The organism is Amycolatopsis sp. NPDC041971 (assembly GCF_055588925.1).
Map to the genome: position 1 here is coordinate 290,861 of NZ_JBVJCE010000003.1, position 15,751 is coordinate 306,611.

At 68.7% G+C, this 15,751-nt stretch carries 13 protein-coding genes; 3 read left to right on the forward strand and 10 right to left on the reverse strand.

Annotated elements, in window-relative coordinates; all coding sequences use genetic code 11:
• Positions 1-163 precede the first annotated feature (163 nt).
• Together ACZ6DT_RS09620 and ACZ6DT_RS09625 are read right to left on the reverse strand one after the other, a co-directional pair.
• Complete coding sequence (locus tag ACZ6DT_RS09620; protein ID WP_465591265.1) at positions 164-1,687, reverse strand: PH domain-containing protein; 1,524 nt, start codon at positions 1,685-1,687, stop codon at positions 164-166.
• Positions 1,684-2,181, reverse strand: a complete 498-nt coding sequence (locus ACZ6DT_RS09625; protein ID WP_465591267.1) for a PH domain-containing protein — start codon at positions 2,179-2,181, stop codon at positions 1,684-1,686. Before ACZ6DT_RS09625 ends, ACZ6DT_RS09620 begins: the two co-directional genes overlap by 4 nt.
• A gap of 147 nt (positions 2,182-2,328) precedes the next feature.
• On the opposite strand from ACZ6DT_RS09625, the gene ACZ6DT_RS09630 reads away from it, so the two are divergent.
• Positions 2,329-3,249: a proteasome assembly chaperone family protein gene (locus ACZ6DT_RS09630; protein ID WP_465591270.1), complete on the forward strand. Its 921-nt coding sequence runs from the start codon at positions 2,329-2,331 to the stop codon at positions 3,247-3,249.
• Between the two features lie 102 nt (positions 3,250-3,351).
• Here ACZ6DT_RS09630 and ACZ6DT_RS09635 read toward each other — a convergent pair whose 3' ends face one another.
• The gene (locus tag ACZ6DT_RS09635) at positions 3,352-4,005 is read right to left on the reverse strand and encodes an NAD(P)-dependent oxidoreductase (protein ID WP_465591272.1); all 654 of its coding nucleotides are present in this window, start codon (positions 4,003-4,005) and stop codon (positions 3,352-3,354) included.
• Positions 4,006-4,372: 367 nt separating this feature from the next.
• On the opposite strand from ACZ6DT_RS09635, the gene ACZ6DT_RS09640 reads away from it, so the two are divergent.
• Positions 4,373-5,230 (forward strand): hypothetical protein, encoded by an 858-nt coding sequence (locus ACZ6DT_RS09640; RefSeq protein ID WP_465591274.1) that lies wholly within the window; start codon positions 4,373-4,375, stop codon positions 5,228-5,230.
• A gap of 74 nt (positions 5,231-5,304) precedes the next feature.
• On the opposite strand, the gene ACZ6DT_RS09645 is transcribed toward ACZ6DT_RS09640, so the two are convergent.
• From ACZ6DT_RS09645 to ACZ6DT_RS09675, 7 genes are all read right to left on the reverse strand, one after another.
• On the reverse strand, positions 5,305-6,534 hold the full coding sequence (locus ACZ6DT_RS09645; RefSeq protein WP_465591277.1) for an RNA polymerase sigma factor: 1,230 nt from the start codon (positions 6,532-6,534) through the stop codon (positions 5,305-5,307).
• Positions 6,534-6,938: a YciI family protein gene (locus tag ACZ6DT_RS09650; RefSeq protein ID WP_465591279.1), complete on the reverse strand. Its 405-nt coding sequence runs from the start codon at positions 6,936-6,938 to the stop codon at positions 6,534-6,536. The genes ACZ6DT_RS09645 and ACZ6DT_RS09650 overlap by 1 nt, the downstream gene beginning before the upstream one ends.
• Positions 6,939-7,119: 181 nt before the next feature.
• Entirely contained in the window at positions 7,120-8,751 is a 1,632-nt protein-coding gene (locus tag ACZ6DT_RS09655) for a DHA2 family efflux MFS transporter permease subunit (RefSeq protein ID WP_465591281.1), read from the reverse strand.
• A gap of 69 nt (positions 8,752-8,820) precedes the next feature.
• Positions 8,821-10,179 (reverse strand): UDP-glucose dehydrogenase family protein, encoded by a 1,359-nt coding sequence (locus ACZ6DT_RS09660; RefSeq protein ID WP_465591283.1) that lies wholly within the window; start codon positions 10,177-10,179, stop codon positions 8,821-8,823.
• 102 nt (positions 10,180-10,281) lie between these two features.
• On the reverse strand, positions 10,282-11,472 hold the full coding sequence (locus ACZ6DT_RS09665) for a hypothetical protein (RefSeq protein WP_465591285.1): 1,191 nt from the start codon (positions 11,470-11,472) through the stop codon (positions 10,282-10,284).
• Positions 11,469-12,590, reverse strand: a complete 1,122-nt coding sequence (locus ACZ6DT_RS09670; protein WP_465591287.1) for a Gfo/Idh/MocA family oxidoreductase — start codon at positions 12,588-12,590, stop codon at positions 11,469-11,471. The genes ACZ6DT_RS09665 and ACZ6DT_RS09670 overlap by 4 nt, the downstream gene beginning before the upstream one ends.
• The gene (locus tag ACZ6DT_RS09675) at positions 12,568-13,989 is read right to left on the reverse strand and encodes an FAD-dependent oxidoreductase (protein ID WP_465591289.1); all 1,422 of its coding nucleotides are present in this window, start codon (positions 13,987-13,989) and stop codon (positions 12,568-12,570) included. Before ACZ6DT_RS09675 ends, ACZ6DT_RS09670 begins: the two co-directional genes overlap by 23 nt.
• Positions 13,990-14,599: 610 nt before the next feature.
• Between ACZ6DT_RS09675 and ACZ6DT_RS09680 the strand changes: the two genes are divergently transcribed.
• Entirely contained in the window at positions 14,600-15,616 is a 1,017-nt protein-coding gene (locus ACZ6DT_RS09680) for a helix-turn-helix domain-containing protein (RefSeq protein WP_465591291.1), read from the forward strand.
• Positions 15,617-15,751: the final 135 nt, after the last annotated feature.

The following is a 15,751-nucleotide window of genomic DNA, read 5'->3' on the forward strand; positions in this document are numbered from 1 at the left end:
GCACCGCTTGGCGGTTTCGCCATTTCTGAAAGCCCAGCGTTCGCCGCAGAGCCGTCACGGCACTGGTTGGGCGGAAGTCGGCCGCTGGAACGGGAAATCGGTTTCCAGCGGCGAATCGGCGAAGGAATACGGATTCACCGACCTCGACGGCAGCTGTCACCGGCTACCGCTGAGCCTCCCGGCGAAGGAAGGGCGTGAGCAGACCGGGCGCGGCCTGCTCCGCCATCGCCAGCCCGGCCGATTCGCCGACGTCGACCACTTGATAGCCGCCGCTGCCCGCCGCGATCGGGGCCGTCACGGTGATCAACCCGGCGCGGTGCTGGAAGAACGAGCGGCTGACGACGATTCCGGTGAGCCCTTCACGCCGGATCGCCACCGTCGCCCGCGCCAGTGAACCGGAACGGCTGACCAGATACCGCCCGACGATCGCGTGGCCGAGATTGCGGTAGCGGTCCCAGCCCACGAGCGCGGCGAGCGGCACCAGGCCGAGCGCGACCTGCCACATCCACGACGGCAGGAAATCGATCCAAGCCAGGCCGAACAGAACCGCCGCCAGGAGCAGCACGGCACCCATCGCACGGGTGAGCCGCCTGGTCAGTGCCCGTCGCGGATGCCGGTTCAGCGACACGGTGGCCGGGTCGAAGTTCTCCCGCAGCACCTCGGCCGCGACTTCGTGGACCCGCCCGACGGGCGCGGGCGGCAGCAGGAGCCCGCCGCCCTTGTCCCCGCCCTTGCCCTCGCGCAATCCGCCCGCGATCGCGGTGAGCCGCGCCCCGCCCGCGATCCGCAGCGGTAGCGGCTCCTTCACCTCGACGCCGCGAAGCCGTTCTTCCTCGATGGACACCGAACGCGTGGTGATCAGCCCGCGCCGGACGTGCAGGGTGCCTTCCGACTCCCGGGTCAGCTTGAAGTTCCAGAACGAGAGCACGTAGCCGCCGACGGAAAGCAGCGAGACCACCACGAGCAGGGCGATCGCCGCGACGACCACGATCAGCCACAACGCCGTGTCCGCCAGGCCGTCCATGAGATCCCGGAGCGGTCCGACGTTCTCCGGGGCGATGTTCAGCTGGTGCGCGAAATGCCAGACCGCGGCGAACACCGCGCCCACCACGGCGAGCCCGGACAGGGTGAACGGCGCGTACCGCACCCACTTCCGGTCGACCTCCGCCACGACCTGCTCCGGGGGCGGTGAGGCCTCGGCTTCCGCGAGGACTTCCTTGCGGTGCAGGAGAACCGTGCGCAGCCGGTGTGCTTCGGTCTGGCTGACCGCGTCGAGCACCAGTTGGTCGCCGTTCGCGCCCTGGCCAGCCGAATGCCGTCCGGTGCCGATGCGCACGGCGCTGAGGGAGAACAGGCGGTGCTTCGGTTCCGAGGTGACGTCGACCGTGCGCACCCGGTCCAGCGGGATCGCGCGATGCTTGCGCAGCAACAGGCCCGTGGTCCATTCCACCTGGCCGTCGGCGATGCGGTACCGCGAGGTGAGCACGTGCGAGATACCGACGAGCACGGTCAGCGCGGTGACCCCCAGCCCGAACCACTCCCAGCCGTTGCCGCGGCCGAGGAGCACCGTCCCGATCAGCACCGGGAGCGATTTGACGACGTCGAGCACCGGCCGGATCAGCAGCATCCGGCGATCGAGCCGGCGCCACTGGCCGACGGCGGCGTCCGGTGGTGCCTCGGTGCTCATGTCGCGTCACCCGGAGTGGCCTGCGTGGTCTTCGTGAGTTCCGCGGCCAGCGCGAGCGCTTCGGTGTGGTCGAGACCGGCGATCTTGACCGGGCCCGCGGCCGACGCCGTCGTCACGGTGATCTTCGCCAACCGGAACAGCTGCTCGACCGGGTCCCGTTCGATGTCGACGGTCTGGATCCGCGAGATCGGCGCGATCCGCCAGTCCTGTTTGAGCCAGCCTTCCTGGGTGTACACGGCTTCGCCGGTGACCTCCCAGCGGTGGATCCGGTAGCGCCACCGCGGCATGACCAGCAGATGCAGCGGTGCGAGCACGCACGAGATCGTGAGCGTCACCGTGAGCCACGTGGGGGCATCGTCACTCGTGAGGACGAACACCGTCTGGACGCCGATGAGCACCGCCCAGCCGACCGCGGCCCACACCGCCCAGTAGCCGATGGCGCGACGGCTCACCCGATTGGCGGGCGGGCGCAGGCTGAGCGTCTCTTCTGTCACCCCTCCACCCTGCACCACGTCCGTGCGGACCGCCCACGACGGCTGTCACGGACCGATAGGATCCAGACCACCGTCGGCGGAATGGATACCCCCTATCAGGGCGTTGCCACCTGTAGACGGTCGTACCCACGAAACCTGGAGGATCTGGTGGCGCTGGACCCGGAAGACCTGTACGAGGTGGACTCGGACGTCCCTGACCTCGGCGGGGCCGTGCTCCTGCACTACTTCGACGGCTTCATGGACGCCGGTTCGGCGGGCAAGATCGTCGCCGAGCACTTGCTGAACTCCCTCGAACACCGCGTGATCGCGCGCTTCGACGTCGACCGCCTCATCGACTACCGCTCGCGCCGCCCGGCGATGACCTACTCCATCGACCACTGGGAGGCCTACGACGCCCCCGAACTGGTCGTCAATCTGCTGCACGACGCCGACGGCGTGCCGTTCCTGCTGCTCACCGGGCCGGAACCGGACCACGACTGGGAGCGGTTCTGCGCCGCCGTGCGCGGTTTGGTCGAACGCTGGGACGTCCGGCTCACCACCGGTTTCCACGGCATCCCGATGGGCGCGCCGCACACCCGCCCGCTCGGCGTGACCGCGCACGCGACCAGGAACGAACTGGTCGGCGAGCACCGTCCGCTGCCCAACCGGATGCAGGTGCCGGGCAGTGTCGCCGGGCTGCTGGAGTTCCGGTTCGGCGAGTGGGGGCACGACGCGTCCGGCTTCGCCGCGCACGTGCCGCACTACCTGGCGGACTCGACGTACCCGAGCGCCGCGCTGAACCTGCTCGGTGCCGTCGCCTCGGCGACCGGGCTGAACCTGCCGGACGGGGACCTGCGGGAAGCCTCGCACGAGGCGGAGGCCGAGATCGCCCGCCAGGTCGCCGGATCGGAGAAGGTCGCCGACGTCGTGCGCGCGCTGGAACAGCAGTACGACACGTTCATGGAGGCGTCCGGCAAGGAGAGCCTGCTCGCGGAGTCGGTCGAGCACATGCCGACCGCCGAGGAGCTGGGCTCCCAGTTCGAGCGGTTCCTCGCCGAGCAGAACGGTGGCGAGACGCCGGAGCGGTGAGGTTTCCGCTCGCCGCGGCCCGTCTGTCCCCGATGTCGCATTGGGGACACTGAGCCTTCTCCAATGCGACATCGGGAACCCGAACCGCCGCCCGCGAGGCGGTCAGTGGTCGACGGCCACCATCGCCCGCGAATGCTTCGGCCGCTCGATCTCGTCGACCAGCGCGACCGCGAGATCCGCGTAGGAGAACGGCGCCGCGTCCTCCGCGCGCGGCAGGACCCGGTGGTCCCCGCTGCGGTATTCGCCCGTGCGGTCGGCGTGTTCGTCGATCATCGCGGGCGGCGGCGCGATGATCACCCAGTCGAGCCCGCCGCCGGACGCACGGAAGACCTCCAGCTCCGCCGTGTGCCCGAGTGAGAACTCGCGGTGCTCCGGCGGCCAGCCCGGCTGGTCGTGGACCGCGACGCCCGGCGTGATCTCCAACGCCGATCCGACGCCGACGACGACCAGCCTCGCCACACCGGCCCGCCCGAGGCCGTCGATCAACGCGTGCGCGGCGGCCGGGTAGTACTCCCGTGACGGGAGATCCGCGCGGTAGATGGAACTGATCGCGGCGTCGTGCCCGGCGGCGGCCTTCGCGACGTCGTCCGCGACCGTGACGTCGGCGGCGATCAAGGTGACGTTGTCCCCGGCGAGATCCGCGTGGCGCCGGGGATCCCGGACGGCGGCGGTGACCTGGTGCCCGCGGCTCACGGCCTCGGCGACGGCTCGGCGTCCCCCGCGTCCGCCCGCCCCGAAGATGACGATCCTGCTCATCGTGCTCCTTTCCCGTGCCGGTTTCCGATCACCGGCGGCGAACGCGATGCTAGAAGCGCACCCCTCGGTTACCGCAACGAAACCGACCCCCGGGCGTTCTGGACGAGCAGCTGCAGGGCAAGGGGGAGATCGAAAGTGCCGCGTCGCACGAGGAATTCGAGCGGATCGCGAACGGGTTGGAGGAAGCGCTCCGCGGTGACGACACGACGTCGCCGTGACCAGGGAACACGTGGCAGGGGTTGCTCCGAGCGGGTGAGAACGGCGGGCCACCCGGCCGGAGGCACCGGTAACGAATGCCCGTTTCTTGGCGACTGATCGTTGTCCGCACCGATCGGCGCGACGCCCCCGACCGGAACAGTGAGAAACGATGAAGCTTCGAAGAGCCTCACTTCTGTCTCTGGTGGCCGCGGTGGCCACGATCATGCTCGTGGCGCCCGCTTCCGCGAACGCGGCCCCGCCGACCAGCGCGGTGGAGGTCTCGCCGACCACTGTCCAACGTGGACAGACGTTCACCGTGACGCAGACCGTCTACAACGCCGACGCCACGTCGACCATCGAAGGCGGCAAGGCGACGCTCTACGGCAAGGAATCCTCGCTGCCGGGCATCGTCGACCTCGTGTCCTGTCCCGGCGCGTTCGCCTGCGACATGCTCGGTGGCAGCATCCGCGGCGGGGTCGGCACCGTGACCCCCGGCCAGAGCAAGACCGTGGTGTTCACCTTCCGGGTGAAGGACGACGCCCCGCTGGGCAACGTCACCCTGCAACACCAATTCGTCGGTGACAACTACAGTTTCGAGATCCTCGACGGTCCGGTGCTGACCATCACCGGCACGCCGAGCGCCGCCGATCTCGGTGTCACGCTGACCGCGTCCCCGCGCGGGGTCCTGACGTCATCGATCGACTACACGGTCAAGGTCACGAACGCGGGCCCGGCCACGGCGTCCGGGATCCGGGTGGTGTCGACCCTCGGCACCGGGCTGCGCTTCACCGGCTCGTCCACCTGCTCGAACCCGAGCGGCACGAAGACCGTCGACTGCGACTTCCCGCCGCTCGCTTCCGGAACCGGCGTCACGGCCAAGTTCTCGGTGGCCGCCGGATTGCTGTCCCTCGGGCCGGTCAAGACGACCGCGAAGATCACGCAGAGCTCCGTCGCCGACCCGAACGTGGCCGACAACGCGTCGACGTCGACCTGCACGGCGGTCACCGGGCTTCTGCTGAGCTGCTAGCTGCGTGGCTGATGCCCCCATGCCACAGTGGAGACACTGAGATCTCCACTGTGGCATTGGGGGCGCTGGTCGAGTCAGCGCAGGCGTGCGGCGCGAGAGTGCAGATAGCGCTGTTGCGGCAGGCTCATCGCCCGCCGCGCGGCGTCCACATAGGACTCGATGGCTTCGGCGGCTTCCCCCGCCATCTCGAGCAAATGCGCGCGGGCGGCGTGGAAGCGGTGGTCACCGGAGATCCGGTCGCCGAGCTTTTCCAGCGCCGCCAGCCCTTCTCGCGGACCTCGCGCCATCCCGACGGCGACGGCGTGGTTCAGCGCCACCACGGGATTGTCGGAGAGACGCAGCAGAAGTTCATAGAGGGCCTCGATCTGCGGCCAGTCCGTCTCTTCGGCGCTCGGCGCCTCGTCGTGCAGTGCGGCGATCGCCGCCTGGATCTGGAACTGCCCGGTCGGCCCGTGCGGCAATGCCTCGGACAACAGCGCGATGCCTTCGGCGACGTACGCGGTGTTCCACCTGCTCCGGTCCTGTTCGGACATCGGGATCGGCGAGCCGTCCGGCCCCGTCCTCGCCGGGCGGCGCGCGTCGGTGAGCAGCATCAGCGCGAGCAGGCCGGTGACCTCGCTGTCGTCCGGCAACAGCCGGTGGACGATCCTGGTCAGCCGGATGGCTTCGGCGGAAAGATCGCTCCGCACCAGATCGGGGCCGGACGTGCTGGCGTAACCCTCGTTGAAGATCAGGTACAGCACGTGGAGCACCGCGTCGAGCCGCGCGGCGCGGTCCGCCGCCGGTGGCATGCCGAACGGGAGACCGCTGGACTTGATGCCGGCCTTCGCGCGGGTGATCCGCCGGGTCATCGTCGCTTCGGGGACCAGGAACGCGCGGGCGATCTCCGCCGTGGTGAGGCCGCCGACCGCCCGCAGGGTGAGCGCGATCTGCGACGCGGGCGAGAGCGACGGGTGGCAGCACAGGAAGAGCAGGACGAGCGTGTCGTCCGCGTCGGCGGCCCGCCCGTCCGCCGCGGGGGCGAGGTGCTCCTCCGGCAACGACCGCTGGACGACGGTGTCCTCGCGACGGCGCCGCGCCTGTTCGGCACGGAGCAGGTCGGTCAGCCGCCGTGACGCGACGGTGATGAGCCAGGCGCGCGGATCGGCGGGCCGCCCTTCGGCGGGCCATTGCGTCGAGGCCGCGAGCAGCGCTTCCTGGGTCGCGTCCTCCGCCAGGTCGAAGTGCCCGTAGCGGCGGACGACGGCGCCGAGGACCTGCGGCGACAGTGTGCGCAGCAGGCCCTCGATGCCACTGTCCGGCACTAGAGTTCCAGTTCTTCGAAGCTGTCGGCGCACGGTCGGATGTCGACGTACCAGTCGCGGCCGAGGTCGGTGCCTTCCGGATACGGGGTGGCCGCCAGCTTGGCCGCGATCTCGGTCGCGCGGTCGTAGCTCGCGCAGTCGACGGTCGTGTAACCGACCAGGACCTCCTGCGTCTCGGCATACGGTCCGTCGGTCACCACGGGCGCGCCGTCACGCAGGGAGATCCGGCGGGCGTGCGCCGGCTGGGAGAGGCCCTGCGCGTCGACGAACTCGCCGGATTCGACCAGGTCGTTGTTCCATTTGGACATGAAATCGTGCAGGGCCGTGATGTCGTCGGCGCTCCAACTGCCGCTGATGCTGTTCAGGTCCTTCTGCGACCCCATCATCATGATCATGTACTTCATGGCTTGCTCCTCTCGGCTGACACCGCCTCGGTGCCTTCTGCCGGAGACGTCGGAGCCGCCGGACAGGACCGGACAGTGCCGGACAACAATCGCCGGAGATTCTTCCTCGACCTCGGGATGCCGCGCCCGACGACCTGGAGGAACCCGACGCGCGTCAAGGCCTCGTCGACGGCGTGCGCGGTCACCGTCGTTCCAGTTGCCCAGGTCGGCCGCCGGTACGAGTGTCATGATGTGACGGTAGCTCGCGCCGGGTGCCTCGCAAGCCCGCCGAACACAGCAGACCGAGGATCAGCGCGCCGGCCGGAAGCAGGAAGGCGGCCTGGACCGCGTCCGTCAGCGCGGCGCCGGTGACCTGCGCGGCCAGTTCCCGTGCCTGGCCGGCGACCTCGGACGGCAGGTCCGCCGGGACCACGGGGGAGCCGCCGAATTCGGTGGCGGCGGCCGCCGATCCGGCCTTACCGGTGAAGCCGCTGACGAAGCGTTGCCGGAACTCGGCGGGCAACGCGGCCGCCGCCTCGCTCGCCCGGACGGCCATCGAGGCACTCGTCTGTGCCTGCAGCAGCACTCCGACGGCCGCGCCGCCGAGTACCCCGCCGACCTGGCGCGCGGTGTTGAAGATGCCCGACGCGCTGCCGATCAGTGAACGTTCGACGGAGTTGATGGTCACGTTGTTCATCGGGGAGAAGGTGAACCCGACGCCGAGACCGCAGAGCAGCAGGGCGGGGATCAGGGCCCGCGGTGAGCTCGCCGGGATGATCACCAGCGAGAGGACGCAGAGGCCGCCGGACAGGGAGAGCAACCCGAACATCAACAGGTACTTGGGATTCACCCGGTCCGACAGCCGTCCGGCGAACGGCGCGACACCGCCGGACACCATGGCGAGCGGCGCGATGAGCAGGCCGGCTTCGGCCGGGGACAGGCCGAGTACCGACTGCACGTAGATGACGAGCAGCAGAAGCATGCCGGTCATCGCGAAGCCGACCGTCACCGCGGACGCGGCCCCCAGCGAGAAGTCGCGGTGGCGGAAGATCCGCAACGGCAGCAGCGGTTCGCGGCGGTTGGCCCGTTGCCACAGGACGAAACCGCCCAGCAGCGCCACACCGGTCACGATGATGTCGAAGACCGAGATCCCGGCGCCGACCGTGCCCCAGCCGTAGGTCTGTCCATTTTGGATACCGAAGACGACGCAGACGAGGCCCGCGCCGAAGAGCAGGATGCCGGGGACGTCGAACCGGTGCGAGTTCCCCGGTCGCCAGTCGGGGACTAGGACGAGGGTGAGCACCAGCGCGATCAGCCCGACCGGGACGTTCGCGAAGAAGATCCACTCCCAGCCGAGATCGTCGACGAGCACCCCGCCAAGGACCGGACCGGCGATCATGGCGAGGCCCGCGACACTGCCCCACGCGCCCATCGCCGGGCCGCGTTCGTCCGGTGGGAACAGATGCGTGATGAAGGCCGTGGTCTGCGGGGTCAGCAACGCGGCGCCGAAACCCTGCACCGCCCGGGCGATGATCAGTGTTTCCACGTCGCCGGAAAGCCCGCACCACAGCGAGGCCGCGGTGAACACCAGGAGGCCGGCGACGAAGACGCGCTTCGGCCCGAGCCGGTCACCCAGCCTGCTGGCAGGCAGGATCGGGACGGCGTAGGCGAGCAGGTACACGCTGGTCACCCAGATCACCGCGGTCAGGTCGGTGCCGAGTTCACGCACCATCGAAGGCACCGCGATGTTCACGATGCTGATGTCCAGCATGACCATGAAGAAACCCAGGCACAGTGAGAAAAGCGCGGCCCAGGACTGGGTTCGTTTCGGCATCCGTCCTCCTGTTCGGCGACGCCGGAGGGGTGGGACGACGAGCAGGGCCACTCGTCGTCCACCCCGGGATCACCCTGCTTGCCGCACCATGCCGACGGTGCGCGGCAACGATTTCCCGGTGCTGTCCGGACGGCCGATGCCCTGATACGAGAGCCCCGTCCGTGCCACGGCGGCCGGGTCGAGGAGGTTCCGGGTGTCGATGACGGACCGGCCGTCGAGCCGGTCGGCGATCCGCGACCAGTCGAGGGCGCGGAACTCCGGCCATTCGGTCAGGAGCACGATCGCGGCCGCGCCCTTCGCGGCGTGATAGGCGGTGCCGGTGATCCGCACGTCGTCGGTCACGCCCGCCACCGGCGCGTGGACGCTGGGGTCGTAGCCGGACAGTACCGCGCCTTCGGCCGCCAGCCGGGCCGCGATCACCAGTGCCGGGGAATCCCGCAGATCGTCCGTCCCGGCCTTGAAGGTCAGGCCGAGCAGGCCGATCCGGGTGCCGGCGAGGTTGCCGCCGACGGCCTTGCGCACCTTGTCCACCACCAGTTCCTGCTGCTTCAGGTTGGTCTCGATCGCCGCTCGCAGCAGGATGAAGTCACTGCCCGCGGATTCCGCCATGTGCAGCAGCGCGAACGTGTCCTTCGGCAGGCAGGAGCCACCCCAGCCCGGTCCCGGCCGCAGGAACGACTTGCCGATCCGCTCGTCGTACCCCATCCCGGCCGTCACGTCGTCGACGTTCGCGTCGAGGTACTCGCAGAGCTCGGCGACGGTGTTCACAAAGGACAGACGCGTCGCCAGGTAGCAGTTGGACGCGTACTTGATCATCTCCGCGCTGGCGGAATCGGTCACCAGGACGGCGGTGTCGAGCTTCTCGTACAGTTCGGCGACACGGCGGGCGGAGACCGGGTCACGATCGGCCGAGCCGACCACGATCCGGTCGGGATTCAGGAAGTCATGGACCGCGAACCCTTCGCGCAGGAACTCGGGATTGGACACGACCGCCACGTCGGCGCGGTCGATCAGGCGCGCGACGCCGGCCGCCGTGCCGACGGGAACCGTCGACTTGTTCACCACGACGCAGCCGGACGGCAGCAGATCCCGCACCTCGGTCACGACCGCTTCCAGTGTGCTCAGATCCGCCGCGCCGGTCACGCCCATCGGCGTCGGCACGCAGAGGATGACGATATCCGCCCCGGCCGCCGCCGTGCTCGCGCCGAGCACGAAGCCCAGCCGTCCGGACGCCAGTCCGTCCACCACCAGTTCGCAGATACCCGGTTCCCTGATGGTCGCCTCACCGCGCCGCAGCGCGTCGACCTTTTCCTGGTCGACGTCCGCGCAGACGACCTGATGCCCCAAGGACGAGAGGCACGCGGCCGTCGTGAGACCGACATAGCCCGCGCCGATCACGGCGACCTTGGCCCCCGATGTTGAACCCATTCTCTTCACCCTCCATTTTCGATGCCATCGGGCAGGACGGAGCCGCCCTGCCCGATGGCATCGCGAGATACGGATTTCGTGCTCAGCCGAACAAGTCGTGCGTCACTCGGCGTGCGGGATCGCCCGGATTCCCTGGTACGGGGTCTCCTTGCCGAGGTAGTCCACGGTTTCGAACAGGCCGATGGCGTCCATCGGGTAGCGAGCGCCCGCTTCCGCCGCGAAAATGCACGGAAGGATCTGCTTGCGCTCCGAGGCGGCGGCCTGGTCGCCCTTGCGGATGTGCTTGTGGGTGTGGATCAGGATCGGCATGTAACCGCCGCCGAGGAACGAGCCCGCCTGCAGGACCGCCCCGCCGACGCAGTCGATCACGCAGCCCTTGCCGAGGATCGCGTCGCGGCCCTGGTAGTAGTACGAGGGCGTGGCGAGCGTGCCGTGTTCCACGTGGAAGACGCCGGCCGAGAGGCCGATGATCGAACGGCCGCCGGTCCGCAGCACCGAACGGTAGAAGTCGACCAGGATCGGCCGGACGGTCGTGTCCGGAAGCGAGAATTCACCGCACATCAGCGTGATGCGCACCAGTTCCGCGAGCGTGAGGCCCGAGCCGTGCTCCCCGGGGAACTCCTGGTCCCATGGCACGAGGTAGTCCGACGCCGCCACCATGGTGGTCCCGACGTCTTCGAGGATCAGCCGCTCCGCGTCGCCGACCGGCTCCGCCGGCAGGACGCCGTCCGCGAGAATCCGGACGGCGAGCCGGTGCCTGGTCTCCAGTGTCTTCGCCCTGCTGGCCGCGATCAGGAGGTCGAGCCTGCCGGTCACCGTTTCCGGGATGTCGAAGAGGTGATCGATACCATCGGTGGGGACGGCGATCTTGGCCTGGAGGCCGCGGGTGGGCAGCGGTTCGTACGAGTCGACGACCTCCTGAAGGGCGTCGGCGAACTCACCCGTCCCGACCTGGACGAGTTTTTCCGCGGCCAGCGCCCGGTAGTCGTAGGGGATGGAGGGCGACGTCGACAGCACGATGTCGGCGAGCAGGGCGCGATGCCGGTCGTCGTCGAGGGACGCCGCGGCCAGTTCCAGGGACAGGTAAGGGGATTTGTCGCCGGGGCCGTGGATCCAGCTCGCGGTGAAGGGTGCCTCGAATCGGCACACCTTCCCGAACAACGCGCGGGCGGCGTCGTCGTTCTTGAGCTGGCTCGTGACCTCGGTCAGCGCCGCTTCCCGTTCCGAGACTTCGGCCAGCATGTCCTTGGCCGGTCGCAACAATGTCGAAAGGTCCTCAATGCTTCGCGTCATGCTTCGCTCCCAATTCGTGTGAACTTCTCGTGGTCGTTTTCCGTTGTCTGCGGGAAGATTCCGGTGAACATCGCCGAACCCAACGCGGCGAGGAACCGGTGCTCGGCGGGCCGGGTCACCGTGGTGCCCTCGTCGAGGTGCCCCAACAGGTTCAGCTGGGTCAGAAGTGCCTCCTTGAAATGGTTGACGGCGATCAGGAAATGGCGCGCCGAGACCGGTTCCAGAAGGTCGTCGGCGTTCCGGACGTGGACGGCGTGGATGTTCTTGTGGTCGAGGTCCGAGCCGAAGAAAGGTTCGAACACCAGGGTGACGTGTTTGCCGGAGTGGAATTCCACGTCGGCGAAGCGATATCGGAACTCGGAGCCGTAAGGGATGGTGGCGGGGGCGATGAAGTCCCTCGAAACTTCCTGGGGGAACGCGAAGCCTGCCAGCCCGGGAAAGGCCACGGCGCCGGTCGACGACGTGTAGAGCTCGACGTCCGGCAGGTCGATCGACGAGGTCAGCACCCGCATTTCCGCCGTCACCGACGAAGGTGCCGTGTGCAGATAACTCCGGTACTGATCGGCCGGAAGGATCGCGCGCAGAATGCTCAACATGTGGAAGCCTTCGTAGCCGGCTTCGCCGTATTGAGTGTCTACGAACCTGCCGTTCGCGACGTCGAATTCCCGGTTCTTGGTGAATTCGATGGTGACCTTCCTGATCGGATCGAACTCCCCGGCTTCCCGCACCGACGCCGCGAAGCGCCGCACGGCTTCACTGTGGGAATAGACGTCGTTGACGATGATCCGGGCACGGGGATTCCGCAGGACCGTGCGGACGAGGGCATCGAGTTCGTCCGGGTAGCAGGCCGGTTTCTCGAGCATGATCCGGGCATCGGGCTGAACCCGCAGGATCTCGTCGACCACGGAGAGATGGGTCGCCGTCGGGGTGGCGACCACCCAGACGTCGACACCCGACGGATCCGGCACCTCTTCCACCCGGCCCCAGTCGGCGCCGTCGCCGATGTCCACGGTGCGGACCCGGTGACCCGCTTGCCCGTAACACGCGGCGTACAGGGACCCGATCTTGCCGAGCCCGACGATCACGATCGTCTTTTCAACCAGCGACGGTGCGGACACGGGCTTCCCCTCCCCGCGACCGGATGGAGTGGCGGGCGGCGGAGGTGCCCGCCGCCCGGCCCAGCACGGCTCCCGCCATCAGGCCGGTGCCACCCGGATAGCCCTGGTCGTAAAGGCCACCGACGATCACGCCCGCCGCGTAGAGCCCGTCGATCGGTTCGCCGCCGCCGCGCACCTCGGCGCCGGGGGTCACGGACAGCCCGCCGTAGGTGAAGGTCAGGCCGCAGACCACGGGGACGAACAGGAACGGAGGCGTGTCGAGCCGCTTCTCCGCATGGCCGGAATGCAGCCGCTCGATTTCGACGGCCAGGTTCGCGGCGTCGATGCCGAGCCGACGGGCGCCTTCCTCGATCGAGGAGACGGTCACCGACGCCTCGTCACCGAGGTAGCCGTTCGGGAGCGCCCCGGCCGAGACGACCTTGTCGTCGAAGATCTGGAAGGCGATCCGGCCCGGCTGTTCCTGGATCTTCTGCCCGAGCGTGACATAGGTGAGGTTGCTGTAGCCGCCGGCTTCGTCGAAGAACCGGCGCCCTTCCCGGTTGACCACGACACCCAGCGGGAAGGCGTACCGGGCCAAGCCGTGGGATTTGTGCATCTGTCCGGGCAGCATGTAGTCGGGCAACTTGATGCCCTGCGGCGTGGTGTGGCACTTTTCCCAGTTGCCCGCGGTGTCGGCGCCGAACTCGACGGCGGCCGCCAGGGGGGCGCCCTCGTTGAACGGAACGCCTCGCAGCTTCACGTCCCGCCACTCCTCGCCGAGGTGACGTTCACGCAGCCGGGTGTTCGCCTCGAAACCCGCCGACGCCAGCACCAGCGCGTCGGCGAGCACCGGGAAGGCGGACCCGGATCCGTGGATCAGATACCGGCCGTCGGCGGTCTTCTCGAAACCGGTGACCGCGCTGTCGTAGAAGACCGTTCCACCGAGCCGTTCGAACCGGTCGAAGTTGCGGTCCTGAAGGCTTTGGCCCCCGCCGTCCAGCACGATCGGCACGTCACCGGGGAGCGGGGTCGGCCGCGGGGCCCAGCGCTGGCCGAAGTCGCGCATCCAGGTGATCGTTTCCGTCGAACGGCGGACGATCGATTCGATCAGGGCGACGTCCACCTGGTCGCCGGACACCCGCAACCAGTCGTCGAGGTACTGCTCGTCCGCGTACCCCGGCCGGCCGTCCAGAATCTCTTCGACCCGCTCTTTGTCGGCCTCCCGCAACAGGGCCGCGATGAAGGGGCTTCCCTGCCAGGAGAAACGCATGGTCCTGGTCAAGGAACTGTTCCCGCCGCGCAGTTCTTTCGGCGCGGCTTCGAGGACACTGACGGCGGTCGCGCCCGCCTGCAGCGCGGCTATACCCGCGCAAAGACCCGCATTACCGGCCCCGACGACGGCGACCTGCCTCTCGGCCACATCTTTTTGCCCGCTATACATCAACAACGCTCCACACAATCCGATGTTCGCCAGTTATGGACGACCGGGTTCGAACGAGACCGAGTCATACCGCCACGAGGCATGGGAGGTGCTTATGTCCACGCACGGTCACCGTGCCGATCGATCGGCACGGCGCGTCGGTCTGCGAACCGCCGGTCCGCTGCTGGAATCGCAGCCTTCATTCCTCGCGTGTGCTCAGATGTGCGGCGCACGAGGATTTCTCTTCGGAATCAGCAGAAGCGGCCCGATACGGGCGCCGTCAGGCGTCATCCGGTCTTCAGAGCAGAGATTTCAGTGGATGCCTTCCGAGATGAACCAGGTGTTTCCGCCGGGTTCACCGTCGCGCTTGACGATGATCATGCGGACTCTTCTGGTTTGCTCATTTTTCTTCGGCCCGGTATTCCCGAGCCTCCCCCGAAGTGGCCGGCTTGGTGACCGACTGGGGCAAGCCTGACTTCCTGACCAGCGCGTGGGCAACCTTCGGGTAGTTCGGCCTTGTTCGAAATCGTTCGAGGGGGCCCGAACAGCAGATTCCGGCGCCGCTGAATGGCGGTATCGCGGCTGAGATCGGCTCAGTCAATCTAGAGCGATGATCGTGGATGAGGGGGACGACGACGGGGAGTCGTCGACGGCGGTTCCGTCACCGGACTCAGCGTCTTCACCGGCTGAGTTCACGGCGGCACTGCGTGTATTGAGAACGTGGTCCGGGCTGACTTATCGACAGCTGGCCGGACGGGCGAAAGAACTCGGGGGATCGCTTCCGGCGAGTACGGTCGCGACCACTCTCGGCCGGACCACACTGCCCCGCGAATCGTTCGTCGAAACGTTCACGCGCGCGTGCGGGCTGAACGACGAAGACGTACGACGGTGGCTCGGCGCCCGGACGCGGATCGCGATGGGGGTTCCACTGCGGCTCGTCGACGACGTGAAGGCGACCCCCGTACCCCCGCCGGAACCCGAACCGGAACCGGCGCCCGTGCCGGTGCCACGGCGGCGGCGCCGGCGCGGGCCGCTGATCGTGGCCGCGGTCGTGAGCGTCGTCCTCCTCGCGACCCTGGGATATCTGACCCGGTCCTTCGGCGCGTCTTCGAAAAGCAAGGACACCGTGGCCGTGGTGCCGGGGCTGGACATCCGGGAGGTGGGCAGCTGGGCGCAGATCCGCCCCGCCCGCTCTCCCGAGTTCTGTCTCGCCGAAGGGACCGACCGGACCGGGCTCTACGCCGGCACCATCGTCGCCCAGCGACTCTGTGGTGGTGACGCGTCGCCGCATCTGTTCATCGACCCGGTCGGGGAAGAGAACGCCGTGCAGTTCCAGTGGCACCATCCGAACACCGGCGTCGGCTGCCTCACGGTCGTGAACGAAGGGCTGGGACACGACCTGATCGAACCCCGCGACGACTGTGACGACGATGGTATGGACCAGTTGTTCACCATCGGCTCGGCCGGTCCGGCGGAGGAGGGACGTTTCGTCATCCGTCCCGTCGGCACCAGCCAGTGCCTCGGCCTGCGCGACATGGACACCGTCGCGGGGACCGAGGTCGTCCGGGAACGCTGCTCCGGCGCGCCTGACCAGACGTTCCTCATCGATCTGATCCCGCCCCCCTGATCGGACGGGCCAGCTGCGGCTGGGGGGGGGGGGGGGGGGGGGGGGGGGGGGGGGGGGGCACCCCCCCCCCCCCCCCCCCCCCCCCCCCGACCCGCGGGCAACGAAGATAGCAAAACCCTCTATAACGCGTGCACC

Bases quoted from the DNA above. Each gene is read 5' to 3' on its own strand.
- ACZ6DT_RS09620 (WP_465591265.1), bottom strand. From the start codon at position 1,687: ATGAGCACCGAGGCACCACCGGACGCCGCCGTCGGCCAGTGGCGCCGG.
- ACZ6DT_RS09635 (WP_465591272.1), bottom strand. From the start codon at position 4,005: ATGAGCAGGATCGTCATCTTCGGGGCGGGCGGACGCGGGGGACGCCGA.
- ACZ6DT_RS09640 (WP_465591274.1), top strand. From the start codon at position 4,373: ATGAAGCTTCGAAGAGCCTCACTTCTGTCTCTGGTGGCCGCGGTGGCC.
- ACZ6DT_RS09650 (WP_465591279.1), bottom strand. From the start codon at position 6,938: ATGAAGTACATGATCATGATGATGGGGTCGCAGAAGGACCTGAACAGC.
- ACZ6DT_RS09655 (WP_465591281.1), bottom strand. From the start codon at position 8,751: ATGCCGAAACGAACCCAGTCCTGGGCCGCGCTTTTCTCACTGTGCCTG.
- ACZ6DT_RS09660 (WP_465591283.1), bottom strand. From the start codon at position 10,179: ATGGGTTCAACATCGGGGGCCAAGGTCGCCGTGATCGGCGCGGGCTAT.
- ACZ6DT_RS09665 (WP_465591285.1), bottom strand. From the start codon at position 11,472: ATGACGCGAAGCATTGAGGACCTTTCGACATTGTTGCGACCGGCCAAG.
- ACZ6DT_RS09680 (WP_465591291.1), top strand. From the start codon at position 14,600: ATGATCGTGGATGAGGGGGACGACGACGGGGAGTCGTCGACGGCGGTT.